Here is an 18,331-nt window from a genome sequence, read left to right as displayed (position 1 = left end):
TTTCACGTACAGGTTTGCCGTTGTCCCATGTTTCTGCAACGGCCAATAATTCTAGATTTTCTTCTAAGCGATCTGCAATTTTCAGTAACAGATTAGAGCGAGTAGTCGGTGATGTATTGTTCCATTCGGCTTTGGCTGCGTGCGCAGCATCGAGCGCTAACTCAATATCTTCAGCCGATGAACGTGGAATTTTGGTAAATGCTTTGCCGTCAACTGGGGAGATGTTGTCAAAATATTCGCCTTTTACTGGTGCGACCCATTTGCCACCAATAAAGTTTTCATATTGTGATTTAAATTGAACTTTTGAGCCGTCTGTATTTGGATCTGCGTAACGCATACATATATTCCTTTGTTTATTATGATGTTTTCTGTCACCAAGCGTATACAGCTTTGGTATAAGGTACTTTTGCACATTATTTGATTAGCATACTTACTATAAGGTTGGAAAAAGGTTGGTTGTTGGTCTGTTTACAAGTGGCTGACAAAAAACGTTACAAGGCAAAGAGGATGGCATAACAATAATCAACCCGAGTTGAGAAACTCTAGGATGGCAGAGATGAAAAATTTAATTGAAAAACGTAAGCAAATAGAACAGTTTAGACAAAGTAATAGCCTCTCGCCACAGCATGCGGAACAGCTGGGACAGAGTATTCATAGTTCGTGGCGCAGATCACATTCTGCAGCTATTCCTAAAGACAGAATTGCAGCGCCACTGCAACAAGATAGGGAGCAAGTGCCCGATGCATTGCAACGCGCTCTAAATCGCTGCGCAGATGACTTGAAACATATTGCTGAGCAGTCATCAATGGTTGTGGCTGTGGGCGATGTGGGGAGCACCATTGTCTGGAGTGCATCCAGTCGGCAAATGCAAAGCGCTGCCGAAAGCGTGCACTTTATGCAGGGCGGACAGTGGAAAGAAGAATTGGTTGGAACCAATGCTTTGGCATTGTCGCTAAAGACGCAACAATCCAGCTGTGTGTTTTCCAATGAACACTATATGACTTCCATTCATGACTGGGTCTGCTATGCAGCACCAATTATTGATCCCTATTCAAAACAAGTGTTGGGCGTGATTGACTTATCGACCACATGGCAACATCACAACAGCTTAGGTTTGCTGGCTGCTGAACGCTGTGCGTCCATTGTGCAGGCGGCATTACTCGAACAACATCAACAGCAGTTATATATCCGTGCATTCGCAGCTTCACAGGTTTTGTTTAACGGCAAAATGCTGGTGATGACACCGCGCCAAATTGAAATTTTAACCATTCTTGCACTCTGTCCGCAGGGCATGACCTTAGATACTTTACATCAGGCTTTATATGGTGAGCGCAAAGTTAGTATAGGCACTTTAAAGGCCGAAATGTCACAGCTACGTGATGTGCTGGGAGGCATGCTGGGCTCACGGCCATATCGAATTTTAGCCAACGTGGAGGCAGATTTTTTACAGGCAGAACAAGCACTGGATGCAGGCTATACTGAGTCGGCTTTAAAGTTATGTTCGGGCGTATTTTTAGCAAAAACTGAAAGCCCGTTTTTATGTACATGGCGTGACTGCTTAGAGTCACGTTTGAGTGATGCAATTTTTAAGGCCGATGAAACCGATGTGTTGCTCAAGCACGTCGCGCGTTTTCCAGAAGCCGTTGATGCAGTAGAAAGATTGATTGAGTTGATGCCGAAGAATCATCCCGTGCATCAGCATCTACTTCGGAGCAAAGCATTCAACGGTAACTAAGTTGTAGTATTACAGCCCTTTGCTGTCCAGCCAGTTGAATAGTTGCTGATAGACATTGTGTCGTACGGATTTTTCGGACAGCACCAAATCATGCAAGCCATTTTTAATGCTTTGAATACTGACATCACCCTGAATTTTCTCAGCATATTTTTGAATGTCTTTGACGCCTAAAATCACATCGCTACTTTGCGCATCTTTGCCCCATTTACGTGGATTCTTGGTTTGATGTGAGTGCATCACCAATACTGGTACATCGATTTGCACACCTTGATGAATTTCTTTTTGCGCTTCATGTATAGCAGTCACAAAACTCAGACGAACCATTGGATATTTGCTTTTTTTCCAGTCAAGGCTAAAGCCCCATTCGCCCTTTAAATCCTTATGTAGGCTAGCGGTATACCATTTATGGAGTTCGCTGGGAAATTGTAAATCTGGAAATAATTTTCCAACACGGCTCAACTGTGGCACACCCAATTTGCGCTTAATTGGATTCATATTGAAATCATAAAAAGGACTGTTGACCCAGAGCGCTTTAATCAGCGGATGATTCGGATGATGTGATGCATATAAGGTCGTAGTTAAACCACCTGTAGAGTGCCCACAGAGCAAAACTTCATCATGGCCTTCGGTGCCAATAATCTCGAGCGCTTGATCAATTTCCGCCTCATATTCGCTAATGTCACGCACATTATAATATTTTTGATGTGGCAGAATTGAGCGCCCGTATTTACGTAAATCCAGTGCATAAAAATCGAAACCGTGCTGATTAAACTGCTCAGCCATTTCAGTCTGATAAAAATAATCAATAAAACCATGAATGTATAAAACGGCTTTTTTTGTAGCTGTGTCGGCTTTTTTTCAAACTAAAGTCGCTGTAACAGCACCTTCAAAATCGTCTGGAAAGTTTAAAGTGGTTTGCTCATAGCCTGTACCAAGGTGATCGGGCTGATAGGTTGGAGAGGTGTGGACTGCTGACATATTTTGCTCTGTTTTTATTGCCGCGGATGCCTCTCATCCTTGATGAACTATGGAATTTTGTCAACAGCAAAGCTAAAAAGCACTTTAAGCGCGCGATGAATGGATTAAGCGCTTAAAGTGCAGTTGGGGTGGGAGAGTACTTATTGCTTAGCCTGCTGCTTTAAAGCTCTGTACAGTTGCGCTTGGCTTTAATGCGGCTTTAAAGATATCGACCACTTGTGCATGTGTTGCTTTGCGTGGGTTGGTCAGCATGCAGGCATCTTTTTGCGCATTTTCAGACATAACGCTGAGATCTTGTTCTTTTACGCCAAGCTCTAACAAGCTAGAAGGAATACCAATAGATGCAGACAGTGCACGTATCGCATCAATGGCTGCAAAGGCTGCTTCATTGATAGTCAGTCCGTCTGTATTTACGCCCATCAACTGCGCAATACGGGCATAGCGGTCTGGACAAGCGATTAAATTAAACTCGCATACATGCGGTAGTAATACGGCATTGCAGACACCATGTGGTAGGTTGTAGAAACCGCCTAATTGATGCGCCATTGCATGTACATAACCTAATGATGCGTTGTTAAAAGCCATACCTGCAAGATATTGTGCATAGCTCATCGCATCACGTGCTTCTAGGTTTTCACCATTTGCCACAGCTGGGCTCAGCCATTCACTGATCATGCTGATGGCTTTTTCTGCGCAAGCGTCGGTAATTGGGTTGGCTGCTGTAGATACATAAGCTTCGACCGCATGTGTAAGGGCATCCATACCTGTTGCTGCTGTAAGCGCAGCAGGTTTTGCGATCATGAGTTTTGGATCATCAATTGCGATGAGTGGGGTACAGCGCCAGTCCACAATAGCCATTTTTACGTGCGTGTCTGTGTTGGTAATAATACAGAAACGTGTCATTTCTGAAGCCGTACCCGCAGTGGTATTAATCGCAATCAACGGTGTCATAGGCACGGTGCTTTTATCAATGCCTTCATAATCACGGATATGGCCACCACCTGCGGTTACCAAGCCAATGCCTTTGGCACAGTCATGTGAAGAACCACCACCCAGTGACACAATAAAATCACAGCCTTGGTCGTTATATTCTTTTACGCCATTATGCACGTTAATGTCGGTCGGATTAGGTTCTGCGCCAGGGAAAATATGGCTATCTACGCCAGCTTCTTTCAGATAGCCTGCGATGGTGTCCGCGACGCCAAATTTAAACAGGCCAGCATCGGTGACGATCAATGCTTTTTTGGCACCGAGATTTTGTGCTTTTGCACCAATTTCTTTGGCACAGCCTGGGCCGAAAAGTGAAACACAAGGGATGTAAAAACCGTTTGTTTGATCTGCAATATTTTTAAAAGCCATGGTGCGATTCCTTCTACCATTATTTATCATCATTGTTATGGGTGATGCTTACCCTAAAATGAGTATTCAATAGCACTTAAAAAAAATACACCTACCAAAGACCTACCATGTATAAGGTTTTATTCTTGGCAAAGAAAATTTATATCTAATGTTTTTTAAATATTTGACTTTAGAAGATTTATATTAAATTAAACAACAATTAAAATTTTTTAAAACATAGTGTTATGTCATGCTGCTAAGGCAAAGATGTTTGAAACACAAGCTTGATAAATCTTAATTTTTAATTGATAATAATTATCATTAATTTTGAAAAACATGATTCCTTCTTTCTAGCTTCAGAAGGCAGGGCAGATAGCACGTATTCATAATTGCCTTGTGTCTTCTGTAATTGCACCAGAATACTGCTTCCTCAAAACACTTTTGCACGGCTTTGTTGCACAAAGATTTGAAATGCAAAGCGCCCCTAATTGAGCTAAATTTAAGGCGTAACTTGGGTAAGTGGTCGACCTAATTCCGTAAATCTGTTAAGGACTGCTACACGTGCATGGATCTCATTCACTTGGCTATCAAAACTCCTTGCACTGAGTTTATCTCCTAATAATTTGATGCAATGCATCTTAGTTTCAACCAAACTTCGCCGATGATAGCCTGACCATTTTTTCCATAGTGTCCTGCCTAAACGTTTAATTGTTCGAAGTAATTCATTTCGCTCTAGGGAGCTACTCTTTGTATCTTTCCATGGTTTCGCATTTTTTCTAGGTGGAATCACCGCATGCCCTTGCCGATCTGCAATGACCTGACGGCATTGCTTGGTGTCATAAGCTCCATCGGTATAAACAGAGTCAATCTGCTCATCTTGTGGAATCTGATTAAGTAAATCACCAAGCACCTGTGAATCACTGACATTATTGGTTGTAAGCTGAACTGCTCGTATTTGTAGGGTTTTAGCATCTATACCAATATGAAGTTTACGCCCTTGGCGACGATATTCAGGTCCATGTTTCTTGCGCTTCCATTCGCTCTCACCTAGAAACTTCATGCCTGTAGAGTCCATGAGTAGATGCAGCCCATCGCTACTTTTTTGGTAGCTGATTGCAATATCAATATGCTTTTGTCTTCTACAAAGCGTACTGTAATCTGGTGCTGTCCAATTTAATCTGCAAAGTATAATCAGACTTTGCACAAAGCCAGTAACCATACGTAAAGACAGACGGAATAAGGATTTAATCATTAAGCAGCATTGGATGGCTGCGTCGGAGTAGGTTTGATTTCGCCCTTGTTTGCCTTTTGATGGCGCATACCATTGCGTAGCAGGATCAAACCAAATGGCAATATTTCCGGGACTCATGAGTGCTCGGTTATATGCGGGCCAATTGGTTGTGCGGTAGATGTTGTGTGTAGGCTTCTTCATTTGAAAATTATATCGCTGAAAAAGCCTTTACAGATAAGTTTGTGCAACAAAGCCCTTTCATGGTAGAAAATATCCATCTTATTTTCCTAATATTAGCAATATTTTTGGGCATTAAACTTGCTCAAAGATTAGATTCAAAATGAATGCATTTAAGATGTGTATACAATTAAAAATAGGAATTGTATGAGCAATCAGTTCAAGTGGATATTTTTGTATGGTGGATTAGGGTGGGGCATACCGTTTGCATGCATCATGTATGTTATTCGAGAAATTGAAGGTAAGTCGATGGCCTTTGGTTCACTTCCTGTGTTTCTTATCATCTGCATCCTTTCTGGAATGTTTTTTGGAGCTATAAATTTCAAATATCTATCAAAAAATAAATATGAAAAATTGAATCTGAAATTTGAAAAATTATCTCAAGTCTTATTAGCCTGGATAGTCATCTATAGTATATATGGTCTAATCATCAAGTTTTTACTAGTTCCTCTAAATTACAATGACACTATTGGTTCAAATATTTTTGGTTGGTTTTTTTGGGCTATTGCTTTCCATATATCTTTCAAAATTTTTGAAAAAAATAAAACACCTGATTAAATCCATTTAACATAATGGCTGTTATACGAATTTCCATTGTTAGAACCCATTTAAAGTGTCTATATTCTCACCAATAAAAATGTCCGCTTTTAGAATATGCACTTTTGCAATTTCCTTAGCGGACGGTTTGATATGTTGGTGTCTATGTCGGATAAAGAACTTAAACGATTGTCGGTCTTGCAGGAAATCTGCGATCAACGCATAACTCAATCTCAGGCTGCTCAGCTACTTCATATTTCAGAACGTCAGATCAGACGCTTACTGCAGAAATACAAAGCCCAAGGTCCAGTTGCATTAGCCCATGCCGGTCGTGGCCAAATCAGCAATTCCAAACTTCCTGAAGAACTCAGACTCAAATGCCTCAATATTGTTTCTGACCAACTCCATGGTTTCGGACCCACTTTAGCGCATGAAAAGCTCACCACCGTACATGGATTCGATCTTTCAGTAGAAACCCTGCGTTCCTGGATGATTGCAGCTGACTTATGGATTCCTCGATCCAAGCGCCTGTATCAGCCTCGTTACAACCGGGATTGCTTTGGTGAACTGATCCAAATTGATGGCTCACACCATGACGGGTTTGAAGGACGCGCTACTAAATGCTGTCTACTGGTGTTCATTGATGATGCCACAGGCAAATTACAGCATTTACGCTTTTGTGAGTCAGAATCAACTTTTGACTATATGATTTCAACACGTTTATATATCGAACAGCATGGTAAGCCATTGGCATTTTACAGTGACAAACATTCAGTTTTTAGGGTGAATCAAAGTAGCAAGAAAGACACCAAGATTACCCAGTTCGGACGTGTTCTGAGCACTCTCAACATCGATATCATTTTCGCTAACTCCCCTCAAGCCAAAGGTCGTGTAGAACGAGCGAATAGAACACTTCAGGATCGTCTGATTAAGGAGATGCGTCTAGAAGGCATCAGTTCAATTGCAGATGCCAATAAGTGGCTGCCGTGCTTTATTGAGCAATTTAATCGTAAATTCGCCAAGATGGCTTTTAATCCCAAGGATCTACATCGACCTATCGCTGAAACAGCCGAAGAATTAGATGATGTTTTTACCTGGCGTGAACCCCGCAGAGTCACGAATAGCCTGACGATTACTTATGATAAATGCGTATATCTCTTGGAAAACACCGAAGAAAATCAGAGGTTGATCGGTAAGTATCTTGAGTTCCTGGAATACCCGGATGGTACTGTAGCCATCATGCATAATAGCCGAAAGATCAATTACAGCCTCTTCGATAAATTAAGTCAGCTGAATCAGCGAGAGATTGTTGAGAATAAACGGTTGAGTGCTGTTCTGAATCATGTCCAACAACAGCATGAAGAACTGGAACAGCAAAACAAACGTAATCGTTCTCAAAAGATGCCAAGCAGACGTGCACAGAAAACAGCAATCAAAGAACGAAATCTAAATCCTGTGCTTGACTTGGAAATGTCCATATAGGACATTTCTATTTGGTTAGTAGGTAGGACATTTCTACTTGGGAATAACATAAAAAAATGGGAGCTATCAGCTCCCATTTTTTATTTTTGCTCATGTTCTTTGTAGTACTGATGTGCTCTCTTAGAATTATGTTTCCAACTTTTAGCAACTTTATAAACGTAAGTCGGAAAATCATCCCAAACATGAGGTAAGCCTGTACCACGTGCTACACGAATTTTAAGCGAATAGCTTTTGTATTCAATACGATGTAAGAAATAAAAGCTACGTTCTTGCTGAGTACTGAATTTCTTAAATATAGAGCTTCTGACATTAGGGTAAATTTTCCAAAGATAATCATGTCGAGTACTTTGTATTGATTGCCTGTATTGATGTTTTAGTCTTTTCATTGTTCCTCCTAGGTAACATTACCTAGAAGGGATCCTCTGCAAAATAGTACATCGTCTTTAATCCTATGAATTAAAAATTAGTATTTAAAAATACCACAAAGTGGTATAAAATAAACTACTACAAGGTAGTATGAATGCAAGAAATGTATACAATATGTGAGACCCCATTATTTACTAAATACTGTCTTGTTTATTGGACTCAGGAAGAATATGAGGAATTCAAAACATTTTTAGCATTAAACCCTGAAGCAGGAGATGTTGAGCCTAATGCAGGCGGTATTCGTAAGATTAGATGGACTAGCGGTAGTAGAGGTAAAAGTGGTGGTGTCAGAGTCATCTACTTTAATCGTTTAGCAAATGGAGAGATTTGGTTATTAACCTTGTACAGTAAAAAGCAAACTGTACAGCTTAGTAAGAAGACTCTTCAAACATTGGTGGAGAAACTAAATGACTCGTTTAATGACTGAAAAAGAACTGCAATCTTTTGAAGAAACTAGGGATATTGAAGCTGAAATATTACAAGGCATCGACGATATGCTTGCTAATAATGCAGCGAAAAGAACAGTAATCACTGAGACAGATGTTGCGTTAGCTCGTAGAAAGGCTCAACTAACACAAGATCAGTTTGCTAAGATTCTTGGCGTATCAAGACGTACCCTTGAATCCTGGGAACAAGGTGCGAGAAGACCATCAGGAGCAGCAACATCGCTTATTCGATTATTTATTGTTGATCCAAAATTTGTAAAAGAGAGTCTGGCTTAATTTAAATGGCTCTCCTTTGAGAGCTATTTACTATATTCATTTAATGTTTTTTATGAAGCACTTAGGATTTGTTGGAAAAAGTACTGAATATTTAGGGTATACCCATGTTGAAATTATCAATAGCTCATTACGCTTATCTTTCAATATTCCATCGAAAAATGATCTAAAAGAAACCTTTAAAAAGATGGTCGAAAATAACTATGATTTACTTATGGAAACATCAGCTGAAATAGAGTTCGATTTAGAAAGCGAAACTATAGCAAAGATAGAAACCATCATAAAAGAAAAAGAGATTGAACTTGATGAGTTTGTCCAAAATGCGCTGATTAAATTTATCAACCAAAATGAATCGACTAAGATTGATTAACCCTTAAATGTAGATAATAAAAAGCCCAACATCCTGTTGGGCTTTTTCGTATGGGTTCGCTCGGTATAACTCCTGTCGTACCTTACAGTCCTTGTGCGTATCTATGTTCTTATTATTGTGTGGAACTTCCTGTTCCTGATGAATCCATCATAGGAAATTGCAGCTAGATCGTATATAGGCAGCTTAGAAAAGCGGAATGCGATGACGGTGTGAGATCTCAATATTCACTGCCATATAGGCAGCTTAGAAAATAAAAAGCGTCAGACTAAAAACAGCACGGCGGTTCACTGCCATATAGGCAGCTTAGAAAATATCAACTCTTAATTAATCCAAAAGGAAACAGTTCACTTCCATATAGGCAGCTTAGAAAATAAAAATATACAGCTCACAGGGCAAATCATTGTTCACTGCCATATAGGCAGCTTAGAAAAATATCGCTATTGTCGGTGGTGTGGCCTTGCTGTTCACTGCCATATAGGCAGCTTAGAAATTTAAGCTTATCAACCTTGATTTGCTGTCCAGGTTCACTGCCATACAGAAGACAAAACTGGATTTACCATTATTTAAGCTTTTCTGTTGCAGAAAGGCTTGGTACGCCCGGTCATTCATCTGGATCGTGCGGTCAGAACCATAAGTTTTGGTTCCACCAAGCACACCATTCACTAACGCTTCACGAATGTGGATTTCCCGACGTTGTAAGTCCACATTTTTCCATTGCAGACCATCGATTTCACTGGTACGCATACCCGTAAAAAAGCGAATGGTGTAATAGGGGCGGAAGTCTTCACGCACTGTGGTAAGAATTTTATGCACCTCTTCCAGAGAAAAAGGTGTGACTTCAATCTTGCTTTCCTTCAGATTGTTAATATTTTTATAAGGCGACTCAAACTCGTATCGTTCAGCCGCATCATTGAGTATCATACGTAAAGGCGTCATGATTTGATTGATCCTCGATGCTTTTAGACTTGTCTGATCTTTTCCGTGAGTCACTTTGGCGAGGGAAGCACGGAAGTTCAGCAAGTCTGACTTCTTGATTTTCGAGAGAACCTGATTACCAAAAGCAGGAATCAAATAATTTTTAATAATGATTGAAATCTTATGTTGATAAGATGTTCTCCACTCAATCTGTTTTTGTTTAAACCATAATTCAGTAAACTCTTTAAAAAGAGGAACTTTAGTTTGTACAGCGATTTGCTGACTTCTTTTTTCCTTAAACTGCTCGACACGTTTACTTTTGGGGAAGTACTTTTCATATTCGAAAGTTCCCAAAGTAATTTCAGCTTCAAGCTGCTCGAGACGTTTTTTCAAAATGCGACGATTATAGGCGTTGTCTTCAAGATTGGGTGTTTCTCTGCAACGAATGCCCATGTAGCGGAAATCGGCAATCAGTTTGCCGCTTCGTTCTCGGATGGTAGCCATCAGTTAGACCTCCTGAAACTTATTGCAAAGCATCCATGCTTAAACCAGTAAATTTAAGCATTTCAGTTTCAATGCGTTCCCAAACAAAAAGAATTTTACGACCACCGAAAGGACGGATGTAGTGCACACCTTCAATAAAGACACTATCCTTCAGTTGGTTGCGAATAGTAAAAGCGTCGTACTGAATTTTTTCAGCCAGTTGTTGGGCTGTAAGATAGGTATATGACATAATAAAGCCTCTGATTTTTACCAGGTAACTAGGAAAAATTATTCCTTAGGCGTAATTTATCATATTTTTATTACTTTACAAGTACTTTTTACCATTTAAGTAGGAGATTTTATGATTATTTCAAACTTGGCAGTTTTACTAGCTGAGCGAAAGTTAAAAGTAGCTGATTTAGTTAGAAGTACAGGAATAAATAAATCTACATTGCATAAGCTCTATAACGATGAATCAGTCAGAATTGATTTTGAGACAATTGATAAGATTTGTGTGGCTTTAAATGTAGAAGTTGGTGATTTATTAATTTTTAAACAAAATGAAAATAATCAATAATATATATTGTATTTTGGTCACAGATGGTCACATCAAAATGTCAGTTGGTCACAAATTCAGTCTATGATTAGGATGATCGTTAAAATTTTTTATTAAGGGGTCGATTATATTTTTGAATAATTACTTCGATGGTGAAAGAACTCACTTTTTTATTGTAATTTTTTGGTCACCGATGGTCACATGAAAAAATTGATTGGTCACAAATTTAAGAAAATTAGTTCAAACCTTGAACTAAAATTCTATTTTCTAGGTCCAGTTTTTGGTTTTGGATGAGTTATAAAGTACATATAATTTGGTGAAATTTGAGGTTATTTAAAGTTATTTAAAGTTATTTAAAGTTATTTAAAGTTATTTAAAGTTATTTATAATGTGGTGGCACAAAATGGTCACATCTTGGTCACCGAAGATAGGGACGACTAATAAAACTTATAAGTAGGCTTTAGTAAATAATTCTAATTAGATTAAAAAACATTAATTAAATCAACAATAAAAAAGCCCCCATCTTTCGATGAGGGCTTTTTGAATTTGGAGCGGGAAAGGAGACTCGAACTCCCGACCCCAACCTTGGCAAGATTCACCGACATAAAATACACTAAATAACATAAATGGTATTTCAATAAACCCTATATATAACATATATATGGGGTTATTATTTTGTGTGGTGTAATTTAAGATAGGGTAGGGTACTTTGATTTGTGGTCACTAATTTTAATTAGATAATCAACAATAATTACCAACATAGATATTTATACATTTATATTATTTTACCATTTAGTAAACTTATTCTCATCTTAATGTCTAACTATAAAGTAGAAGAGTCTAATCTAGAGGAGTAATGGATTGTTGAGGATGTATTCAGATTCTTTCAAAGGAGTCTATCTGATGAAAATTCAATTAGCTGTACTAGCTCATAAACAATGACTTAGTCAAACTATGACGCACTTGATAAATAGCTACTTATAAATATGAATAAAAAAAATATATACTTACGTCATAGGAACTCTCAAGAGATCGAAATGAGCCAAGGGTCATCACAGGTCATCACTCGTCAATGGATGATTATTCAGTTTTTATTAAATAGTAAATATGTCAGTACAGCAGAAATTGAAAACCATTTACAAAGTAAAGGGATAATTACTACTCAACGTACGATTCAACGGGATTTAAATTTATTGGAAACATTATTTCCATTGGAATGTCGTCGAGATTGTATGCCTTATAATTGGCGTTGGAAAAAGATAGAACAGTCAGTAAAGGGTTTGAGTTTATCTCAAGCTTTGATTCTAAGACTCGTTGATGATCAATTAAGTGATATTTTACCTGAGCATACACAGCAAGAACTATTACCATTATTTCAAAAAGCAAGATTGATTACCTCTAATGCTTATACAGGAGATGAGTCAGCTCTTCTTGATATTTTGACTAAGGATCGAAGAAAAAGTGTTGGTTTTGTGCAGCCTTCCTTGATGCAGGAGTTGGCTTTGAGTATTAGCGATAAAGTAACAAGAGTTTATCAAGATATCTTCAATAATGAAGAGCAAGTGATGAAGAAGAACTTAAAAACATTAAGTACATTACTTGAATTATATGAAATGCCTGAGTTGGCAAAAGCTTTAAAAGTATGATCTTAGAAATAACAGACTTTTTAAAAATCAATAAATTGAGTGGATGATAGGTTTTATGGATTCGTTATTAAAGGAAAAAGTAGTAATTGATGAATATTCAAAATCCATATTTGATATTAATGCATTTAAAGATGCAGTTTTTTTGAACAAAAAAGAAATCAAACAAATAGATTCATTAAGTGCGGATGAAAATTTTGAAATTAATAATATGAATTCAAGGTTTTTCCGTATTACGGAATTATCAGCGCAAGAGCAGTTTATATTACGGCAAGATTTAGAAAATGTAATTGCAAGTATGAATAATGTTCATTTTAATTGGGTCTATTATTTATCTGGTACTGAAACAGGTATTGAAATATATATTGGAACCGTACTATTGTTAGATCAGGGAGATGTTTTTAATCAAAAAAAATTATTAGAAAGTCAATTACTAGGTAATATTTCTGGAATTTTATTAGAAGATGTATCTTCTAAAAACTTACAAGATCATATTTTATCGCCATTAAATAATTCTCAGCATTTTGGATTATTAACAGGCGTTCCCTCTTTGACAATCGATCAGCAAGCTCAAAGTAAAGGTTCTAACATTAATCAAGGTATTGATCGTTTAGCTCGCAGCTTAACTGGGGAAACATGGCAATTATTGCTCGTTGCACAACCAGCCAAATTACATGAAATAAATCAAACCATTGAAGAATTTTTAAATTTATCTTCTGATTTACATCCTGGTATTAAAAAGTCTATCCAATCTGGTACAAACACAGGTACTTCACTCACAGAGGGCTCGAGTACTTCTATAAGCCATGGTTTAACAGATCAAACAGGTTCAAATAAATCGCGTACAAAGCAACATGGTTTAAATGATTCGATAACAAATCAAACTTCAGAAAGTGGTGGGGAGTCATCAAGTAATTCTAAGAATAATAGTTCAACGAGTACTAGTGACAGTAAGAATAAAGGTTGGACAAAGGGTGAAAGTAAAACCAATGGAACCAGTAGTGGTACATCAGATTCGAGTGGTACAAGTGAAAGTAAATCTGTGAGTAAAAGTGACACTAAAGGTTCTTCAAATTCTTCTAGTAGATCTGAAGGGAAAAACACAACAGAAAGCAGAGAATTTATAGACAAAAAAATCGAAAGAATAGAAAAATATATTACAGAAAAGCAGCTTCCTCGTTTCGAACTAGGACGAAGTAAAGGTCTTTTTAAGACTGCGATTTATTTATCTGCATATAATAAAAGAACTTATGAAAGTCTAGTTTTAGCAGTTAGATCTACTTTTCAAGGAAATCAGTCAGTTTTTAGCCCACTACAAGTGCAAAAATTGCACATGAAAAAGAAAGATATTAATCAGTTATTTAAAATTCACTGGGAAAAAAATGATATTAATAAAGATGCTTTATTACTGCAAAGTACCCCTTCTGCCGCTAGACATGTAGCACTTGCAACTTGGTTAAATGCTTCAGAGTTGTCAATTTTGGCAGGGTTGCCAAGTCGTGAGGTTTGTGGCATTCGTTTAAGAAAAAATGTAGATTTTGCGGTTAATCCTTTAAATTCCAAAGACTCTGCATCATTTGAGCTAGGACGGATTATTCAAAATGGTCGAATCTTAGAAAAAAGCAAAGTCTTATTAGATAAAAAGTTGCTTAATCAGCATATTTTTATTAGTGGTGTTACTGGTGCTGGTAAAACAACGACTTGTCAGCAGATCTTACTGCAATCTAAATTGCCATTTCTAGTCATTGAACCAGCTAAAACAGAATATCGAGGTCTATATGAACTTGATGAAGATATTCAATTTTATACTTTAAATAATGAACAACTTTCGCCATTTCGTATAAATCCATTTGAACTTTTACCAAATGAGCAATTAGTCGGACATATAGATACCTTAAAAGCGACTTTCGCAGCAGTATTCCCTATGGAAGCTTCTATGCCTTATCTGATTGAAGAAGCGATTGTTCGTAGTTATGAGTCAAAAGGTTGGGATATTCATACATCTAAGAATTTTCTTTTTGAAAATCCATTTAATTGTCAAGGACAAGCTTTTCCGATCATGTCTGAAATGCTTGAACAATTAAAAATTGTAATTAAAAGCAAGGGGTTTGGTGACGATTTACAGCAAAAGTATGAAGGCTCTCTCATTTCGAGATTAGATAATCTCACGATTGGGAGTAAGGGAAGGATGCTAAATACGCGTGTTTCTATTGATGTATCAAAATTACTTGATCAGAAAGTCGTTATTGAGTTAGATGAACTGAAAGATGAACAAGATAAGGCATTAATGATGGGATTGCTCATTGGCCGTGTAGCTGAAGCAATGAAGCAGCGTCATTATTCAGATCCTACTTTCCAGCACTTAACATTGATTGAAGAGGCACATCGTCTATTAGAAAAACCACAAGGTCATGATGATGGTGCTAAAAAGTTGGGTGTTAGTTTATTTGCAAATCTGCTTGCAGAAGTTCGTAAATATGGTGAAGGGTTGATTATTGCGGATCAAATTCCAAATAAACTTGCTCCAGAAGTATTAAAGAATACCAATACAAAGATTATTCACCGTCTATTTGCTGCTGATGATCGACAAGCGATTGGTGAAACGGTTGGTTTGACCGAAGAACAAATTGATTTTTTACCTATGTTGAAAGCGGGTGAAGCAGTTGTTTATAGTGCAGGTTGGCATGAAGCCGTCCGTACACAAGTTGGACAACTTCATAATACCAATTCGAAACCTTTGGATATCCAAATTATTGCAAGTCATAGTCAACGAAGAATTTTTAGCCAAAGAACACAGTTATATCCTAGGTTATCAAGCGTATTTGATTCAGAAATTACAGCTGAACAATTTAATCAATTTATTCAAGAGGGTAGTTTTGTTTTAAATTTATGGTTGAAATGGTATGCCTTATCACAAAATGAGGTACAAGGGCACAAATTAATTATTACGCAGCGCTTATCTAAAGAAATGGAAAAACTGAATCAAGTATGGGGTGATTCAAAAAGTGATATTAAATTGGCACTTGCACAGTTATTTTTAGACATTGCACCGATTGCTTATATAGAAGATAAATTACCAACAAAATATCCTGTTGAACAGTATCTTATCTTTTTATTTGGATTATATGAGCATGATCAATTAAATGAAAAAATTACATCTGATACGATTTTTGGTCAGGATACAGGAAGACTCATTGCAGGGGCTCTTCAAGCAATGTTACAAAAGTTAAATTCAATCTAAAAAGGAAAATAGTATGGGATTTTGGAGCTCAGTGGGTAGTGCAATAAGTGGTGCATTTTCGTCTGCATGCAGTGCAGTGGGAAATGCGATTTCAAATACATTTGGTAATGTGACAGATACTTTTAATAAGACAATTAATGATTTAGGGAGTGTTCTAACGACAGCAAGTGCAATACTCACAGCATTAAGTGTTGTGATTCCCCATCCTCAGTTACGTTTAGCAGTTAAAGTGATTGATAGTGCTTTGGTAGTTTTGGGATTGTTGAAAGAAAATGAAACAACAGAAGATATCGGTGATATGGCTTTACAAGCGTATGAGGCTGATATTAAACCTGCAGATTTTTCATCTTATGATGATTATATAATGACACTACGTAACTTTAAGCTTGATCCAGAGAAATCAGCGAAATTTAACTTTGGTGAAAAAGTGAGTGCAGGTATTACCGTGCAGGCTTGGGGCTTAGAAGAAAAAATAGGTCAAGGTACAAGTGATTTATTGGTTCATATTTTAAAAGATGCTCCTAATGTATTAAAAGGCGAGGGGTATTTTACTGAAACTCGTGTTCAAAATATCATTGGAAAAATAAAGGACATTTCTGATGTAGCCAAATATTTTAGTAACAAGTTAAATCCTGATAAAAATAATGAAGTTGAGCAAGATCTTGTTAAAGCAGAGCAAAATCTGAGTCCTGAAAAATCAGTTGAAGAGATTTATCAAGAACTTGATAAACATAAATCTGAATAGAAAGTTAAGAGAATGAAAATATTTATATTTTCATTCTCTTTTTTTTGTATATATTTTATAACTTTAGCTGTGTAAATGGAAAAATTGAGGGAAACGTGTCAAATACAAACTTAAGTCTTTGTTTATTGGAAAATGAAATACAGGTCTATAAAAGTCAGAATCAAATAGATTGGTCTATTATACCAATAAAAGGAGAGGACACATTTATTCATCATAATGATCAGTCGAATATAAAAGCTGTATTAGATGAAGTGAATAAATATTTAAATGATGATGGATTAGCTTTTGTAGACGTTAGCATTTTATATACAAACTCCGCTTGGCTTAATGAAACAATTATACAATTACATGCTTTTAAAAATACTAGTTTTCAAATTTTAAATTTTTATAATTTAGTGGATTATGTTTGTAGAAGTTTAAATGTAAAGCAACCCGATTCACTGAGTTCAGATTGGATAAGACAACGAATTTTGCCTCTAACAAATTTAGAAAATAGTTGGAAAGAGCATCAAAAGTTACTTGATGCGATTCAATTACAAGGGCAACTTAAACAGGCACAACAACAACAAGATCAAAGTCTAATAGAAACTGATTTTGCCAAAAAACTTGCAGACTTACAGCAAGAGCGTCAAAAATTACAGATTGAGTTGCAGCAAATTCAGCAACAACTGGTTTCTGTGCAACGCCCCAACTTAGAAAATCTTTTAAGTTTTTTACCGAGCATATTCAAAAATTTTTGGAATACAGTTCGCCCGGATGAGCTAGTAAATATCGTTGGCTTATTAGATGTTCCACAAGTTTCATCACCATTTCATAATCCAAGTATAGCAGCAGTTAGGACAAAAAAACGGCAATTTTTAATATTGGAAGAAAGTGAACAACAAAAAATTATTGGTTTCTGTCAGCAATTAAAGCAGCAATATGATTTGCATCTTCATCTTGAATTTCAACCAATTATTGGAGCATTGGACTGATGGCTAAATTTACTGATATTGATAAATTATTAGAGCAATTAGAGAGTAGTAACATGCTGAAAAAGCTGATTCAGACAATCAAACGTCATTGGGATGGGGGAGGGGCTGAACAAATATCGCAATCTTCACAAAAAGTAGATCATCAACTACAGGAAATAATTGCGCGACAAGAAATTGTTGAGAAAATAATAGAAGTTCCAGTTGAAAAAATTGTTTATAAAGAAAAAGTAGTTGAAGTTCCGATTGAAAAAATTGTTGAAAAAAAAATCGAAGTCCCACCGATTTGGACATTGGGTTTGGAAGAACAGAAAACATATTTAGATTCTTTAGTACAATTTCATGAACTACAAAGTATTTTTAATACTGATCAGCAAGATGTTACTACAAAAATTTTAGCGTTTATAAGCTCTAGTTCACAGTGGCCCAATATTGTCCGCTTGTGGGATAGATTAGCTGAGCAATGTAAAAGCTCTCAAAAAGAGATTGAACCTGAAAAAATTAAATTATTAGAAAATGCAATTAATCTTTATAACCTCACACTTTCAAGTTCTAAAGCAGAGTTGAAGTTTCCTGATTTAAATACAAAGTATGACTATAACATTCATAATCAGATCGCAGGTTCAGGTAGTCAAATTAAACAAGTATTACTCGCTGGATTATATAATGCATCAGGTGAGAAAGTTAAATCGGCTTTAGTGATTACAGTTTAAGTGTTGGGGAA

17 protein-coding genes, 2 pseudogenes and 1 CRISPR repeat array are annotated in these 18,331 nt (G+C 36.9%); of the genes and pseudogenes, 12 read left to right on the top strand and 7 right to left on the bottom strand.

Annotated features, from left to right (window positions below):
- Positions 1-337 (bottom strand): aldehyde dehydrogenase family protein (locus HYG93_RS09330; protein ID WP_178962388.1); only part of this gene is annotated, 337 nt, incomplete at its 3' end.
- A 210-nt stretch (positions 338-547) separates the two neighbouring features.
- Here HYG93_RS09330 and HYG93_RS09325 point away from each other — a divergent pair.
- The gene (locus HYG93_RS09325) at positions 548-1,735 is read left to right on the top strand and encodes a transcriptional regulator (RefSeq protein ID WP_106986754.1); all 1,188 of its coding nucleotides are present in this window, start codon (positions 548-550) and stop codon (positions 1,733-1,735) included.
- A 9-nt stretch (positions 1,736-1,744) separates the two neighbouring features.
- Here the strand turns inward: HYG93_RS09325 and HYG93_RS09320 are convergent.
- The 3 genes and pseudogenes from HYG93_RS09320 to HYG93_RS09310 all read right to left on the bottom strand — a co-directional run bounded on the left by HYG93_RS09320 (position 1,745) and on the right by HYG93_RS09310 (position 5,483).
- A pseudogene (locus HYG93_RS09320) lies at positions 1,745-2,713 on the bottom strand (alpha/beta hydrolase).
- 147 nt (positions 2,714-2,860) lie between these two features.
- A complete protein-coding gene (locus tag HYG93_RS09315) occupies positions 2,861-4,072 on the bottom strand; it encodes an iron-containing alcohol dehydrogenase (RefSeq protein WP_106986755.1) in 1,212 nt (403 codons plus the stop codon).
- 478 nt (positions 4,073-4,550) lie between these two features.
- The gene (locus HYG93_RS09310; RefSeq protein ID WP_178962387.1) at positions 4,551-5,483 is read right to left on the bottom strand and encodes an IS5 family transposase; all 933 of its coding nucleotides are present in this window, start codon (positions 5,481-5,483) and stop codon (positions 4,551-4,553) included.
- A gap of 183 nt (positions 5,484-5,666) precedes the next feature.
- Here HYG93_RS09310 and HYG93_RS09305 point away from each other — a divergent pair, with 183 nt between their 5' ends.
- On the top strand, positions 5,667-6,077 hold the full coding sequence (locus tag HYG93_RS09305; RefSeq protein WP_178962386.1) for a hypothetical protein: 411 nt from the start codon (positions 5,667-5,669) through the stop codon (positions 6,075-6,077).
- Between the two features lie 144 nt (positions 6,078-6,221).
- Entirely contained in the window at positions 6,222-7,538 is a 1,317-nt protein-coding gene (locus tag HYG93_RS09300; protein WP_120365963.1) for an ISNCY family transposase, read from the top strand.
- Between the two features lie 80 nt (positions 7,539-7,618).
- On the opposite strand, the gene HYG93_RS09295 is transcribed toward HYG93_RS09300, so the two are convergent.
- Positions 7,619-7,924: a hypothetical protein gene (locus HYG93_RS09295; RefSeq protein ID WP_106985265.1), complete on the bottom strand. Its 306-nt coding sequence runs from the start codon at positions 7,922-7,924 to the stop codon at positions 7,619-7,621.
- 143 nt (positions 7,925-8,067) lie between these two features.
- Here HYG93_RS09295 and HYG93_RS09290 point away from each other — a divergent pair, with 143 nt between their 5' ends.
- The 3 genes from HYG93_RS09290 to HYG93_RS09280 are packed head-to-tail and all read left to right on the top strand — an operon-like array spanning position 8,068 to position 9,053.
- Positions 8,068-8,391 (top strand): transcriptional regulator, encoded by a 324-nt coding sequence (locus tag HYG93_RS09290; protein WP_078390456.1) that lies wholly within the window; start codon positions 8,068-8,070, stop codon positions 8,389-8,391.
- A complete protein-coding gene (locus HYG93_RS09285) occupies positions 8,372-8,686 on the top strand; it encodes a DNA-binding transcriptional regulator (RefSeq protein ID WP_078390454.1) in 315 nt (104 codons plus the stop codon). The genes HYG93_RS09290 and HYG93_RS09285 overlap by 20 nt, the downstream gene beginning before the upstream one ends.
- A gap of 52 nt (positions 8,687-8,738) precedes the next feature.
- Positions 8,739-9,053 (top strand): hypothetical protein, encoded by a 315-nt coding sequence (locus tag HYG93_RS09280; RefSeq protein WP_106985266.1) that lies wholly within the window; start codon positions 8,739-8,741, stop codon positions 9,051-9,053.
- Between the two features lie 170 nt (positions 9,054-9,223).
- Positions 9,224-9,544: direct repeats of the CRISPR family, unit length 21 nt; unit sequence CCATATAGGCAGCTTAGAAAA.
- Between the two features lie 43 nt (positions 9,545-9,587).
- On the opposite strand, the pseudogene HYG93_RS09275 reads toward HYG93_RS09280, so the two are convergent.
- Both HYG93_RS09275 and HYG93_RS09270 read right to left on the bottom strand, forming a co-directional pair.
- A pseudogene (locus HYG93_RS09275) lies at positions 9,588-10,472 on the bottom strand (Arm DNA-binding domain-containing protein); the annotation flags it as partial.
- Between the two features lie 19 nt (positions 10,473-10,491).
- The gene (locus tag HYG93_RS09270) at positions 10,492-10,701 is read right to left on the bottom strand and encodes a hypothetical protein (protein ID WP_106985267.1); all 210 of its coding nucleotides are present in this window, start codon (positions 10,699-10,701) and stop codon (positions 10,492-10,494) included.
- 111 nt (positions 10,702-10,812) lie between these two features.
- On the opposite strand from HYG93_RS09270, the gene HYG93_RS09265 reads away from it, so the two are divergent.
- From HYG93_RS09265 to HYG93_RS19230, 6 genes are all read left to right on the top strand, one after another.
- Complete coding sequence (locus tag HYG93_RS09265) at positions 10,813-11,028, top strand: helix-turn-helix transcriptional regulator (protein WP_106985268.1); 216 nt, start codon at positions 10,813-10,815, stop codon at positions 11,026-11,028.
- 1,016 nt (positions 11,029-12,044) lie between these two features.
- Positions 12,045-12,653 (top strand): hypothetical protein, encoded by a 609-nt coding sequence (locus HYG93_RS09260; RefSeq protein WP_104441266.1) that lies wholly within the window; start codon positions 12,045-12,047, stop codon positions 12,651-12,653.
- 55 nt (positions 12,654-12,708) lie between these two features.
- Entirely contained in the window at positions 12,709-15,891 is a 3,183-nt protein-coding gene (locus tag HYG93_RS09255) for an ATP-binding protein (RefSeq protein WP_158654337.1), read from the top strand.
- A 13-nt stretch (positions 15,892-15,904) separates the two neighbouring features.
- Positions 15,905-16,636, top strand: a complete 732-nt coding sequence (locus HYG93_RS09250; RefSeq protein WP_104441264.1) for a hypothetical protein — start codon at positions 15,905-15,907, stop codon at positions 16,634-16,636.
- A gap of 95 nt (positions 16,637-16,731) precedes the next feature.
- Positions 16,732-17,610: a hypothetical protein gene (locus tag HYG93_RS09245; RefSeq protein ID WP_104441263.1), complete on the top strand. Its 879-nt coding sequence runs from the start codon at positions 16,732-16,734 to the stop codon at positions 17,608-17,610.
- Positions 17,610-18,320: an IMCp domain-containing protein gene (locus HYG93_RS19230; protein ID WP_218646803.1), complete on the top strand. Its 711-nt coding sequence runs from the start codon at positions 17,610-17,612 to the stop codon at positions 18,318-18,320. The genes HYG93_RS09245 and HYG93_RS19230 overlap by 1 nt, the downstream gene beginning before the upstream one ends.
- Positions 18,321-18,331: the final 11 nt, after the last annotated feature.

This window comes from Acinetobacter sp. SwsAc6, from assembly GCF_013391565.1.
In the GTDB taxonomy this organism is placed as follows: domain Bacteria; phylum Pseudomonadota; class Gammaproteobacteria; order Pseudomonadales; family Moraxellaceae; genus Acinetobacter; species Acinetobacter cumulans.
Note: the sequence above shows the minus strand (reverse complement) of the source record. Positions and strands in the feature narration are given on the sequence as shown.

Coding starts and splice junctions, on each gene's coding strand:
- HYG93_RS09325 (WP_106986754.1), top strand. CDS start 548: ATGGCAGAGATGAAAAATTTAATTGAAAAACGTAAGCAAATAGAACAG.
- HYG93_RS09315 (WP_106986755.1), bottom strand. CDS start 4,072: ATGGCTTTTAAAAATATTGCAGATCAAACAAACGGTTTTTACATCCCT.
- HYG93_RS09310 (WP_178962387.1), bottom strand. CDS start 5,483: ATGAAGAAGCCTACACACAACATCTACCGCACAACCAATTGGCCCGCA.
- HYG93_RS09305 (WP_178962386.1), top strand. CDS start 5,667: ATGAGCAATCAGTTCAAGTGGATATTTTTGTATGGTGGATTAGGGTGG.
- HYG93_RS09300 (WP_120365963.1), top strand. CDS start 6,222: ATGTCGGATAAAGAACTTAAACGATTGTCGGTCTTGCAGGAAATCTGC.
- HYG93_RS09295 (WP_106985265.1), bottom strand. CDS start 7,924: ATGAAAAGACTAAAACATCAATACAGGCAATCAATACAAAGTACTCGA.
- HYG93_RS09290 (WP_078390456.1), top strand. CDS start 8,068: ATGTATACAATATGTGAGACCCCATTATTTACTAAATACTGTCTTGTT.
- HYG93_RS09285 (WP_078390454.1), top strand. CDS start 8,372: ATGACTCGTTTAATGACTGAAAAAGAACTGCAATCTTTTGAAGAAACT.
- HYG93_RS09280 (WP_106985266.1), top strand. CDS start 8,739: ATGAAGCACTTAGGATTTGTTGGAAAAAGTACTGAATATTTAGGGTAT.
- HYG93_RS09270 (WP_106985267.1), bottom strand. CDS start 10,701: ATGTCATATACCTATCTTACAGCCCAACAACTGGCTGAAAAAATTCAG.
- HYG93_RS09265 (WP_106985268.1), top strand. CDS start 10,813: ATGATTATTTCAAACTTGGCAGTTTTACTAGCTGAGCGAAAGTTAAAA.
- HYG93_RS09260 (WP_104441266.1), top strand. CDS start 12,045: ATGAGCCAAGGGTCATCACAGGTCATCACTCGTCAATGGATGATTATT.
- HYG93_RS09255 (WP_158654337.1), top strand. CDS start 12,709: ATGGATTCGTTATTAAAGGAAAAAGTAGTAATTGATGAATATTCAAAA.
- HYG93_RS09250 (WP_104441264.1), top strand. CDS start 15,905: ATGGGATTTTGGAGCTCAGTGGGTAGTGCAATAAGTGGTGCATTTTCG.
- HYG93_RS19230 (WP_218646803.1), top strand. CDS start 17,610: ATGGCTAAATTTACTGATATTGATAAATTATTAGAGCAATTAGAGAGT.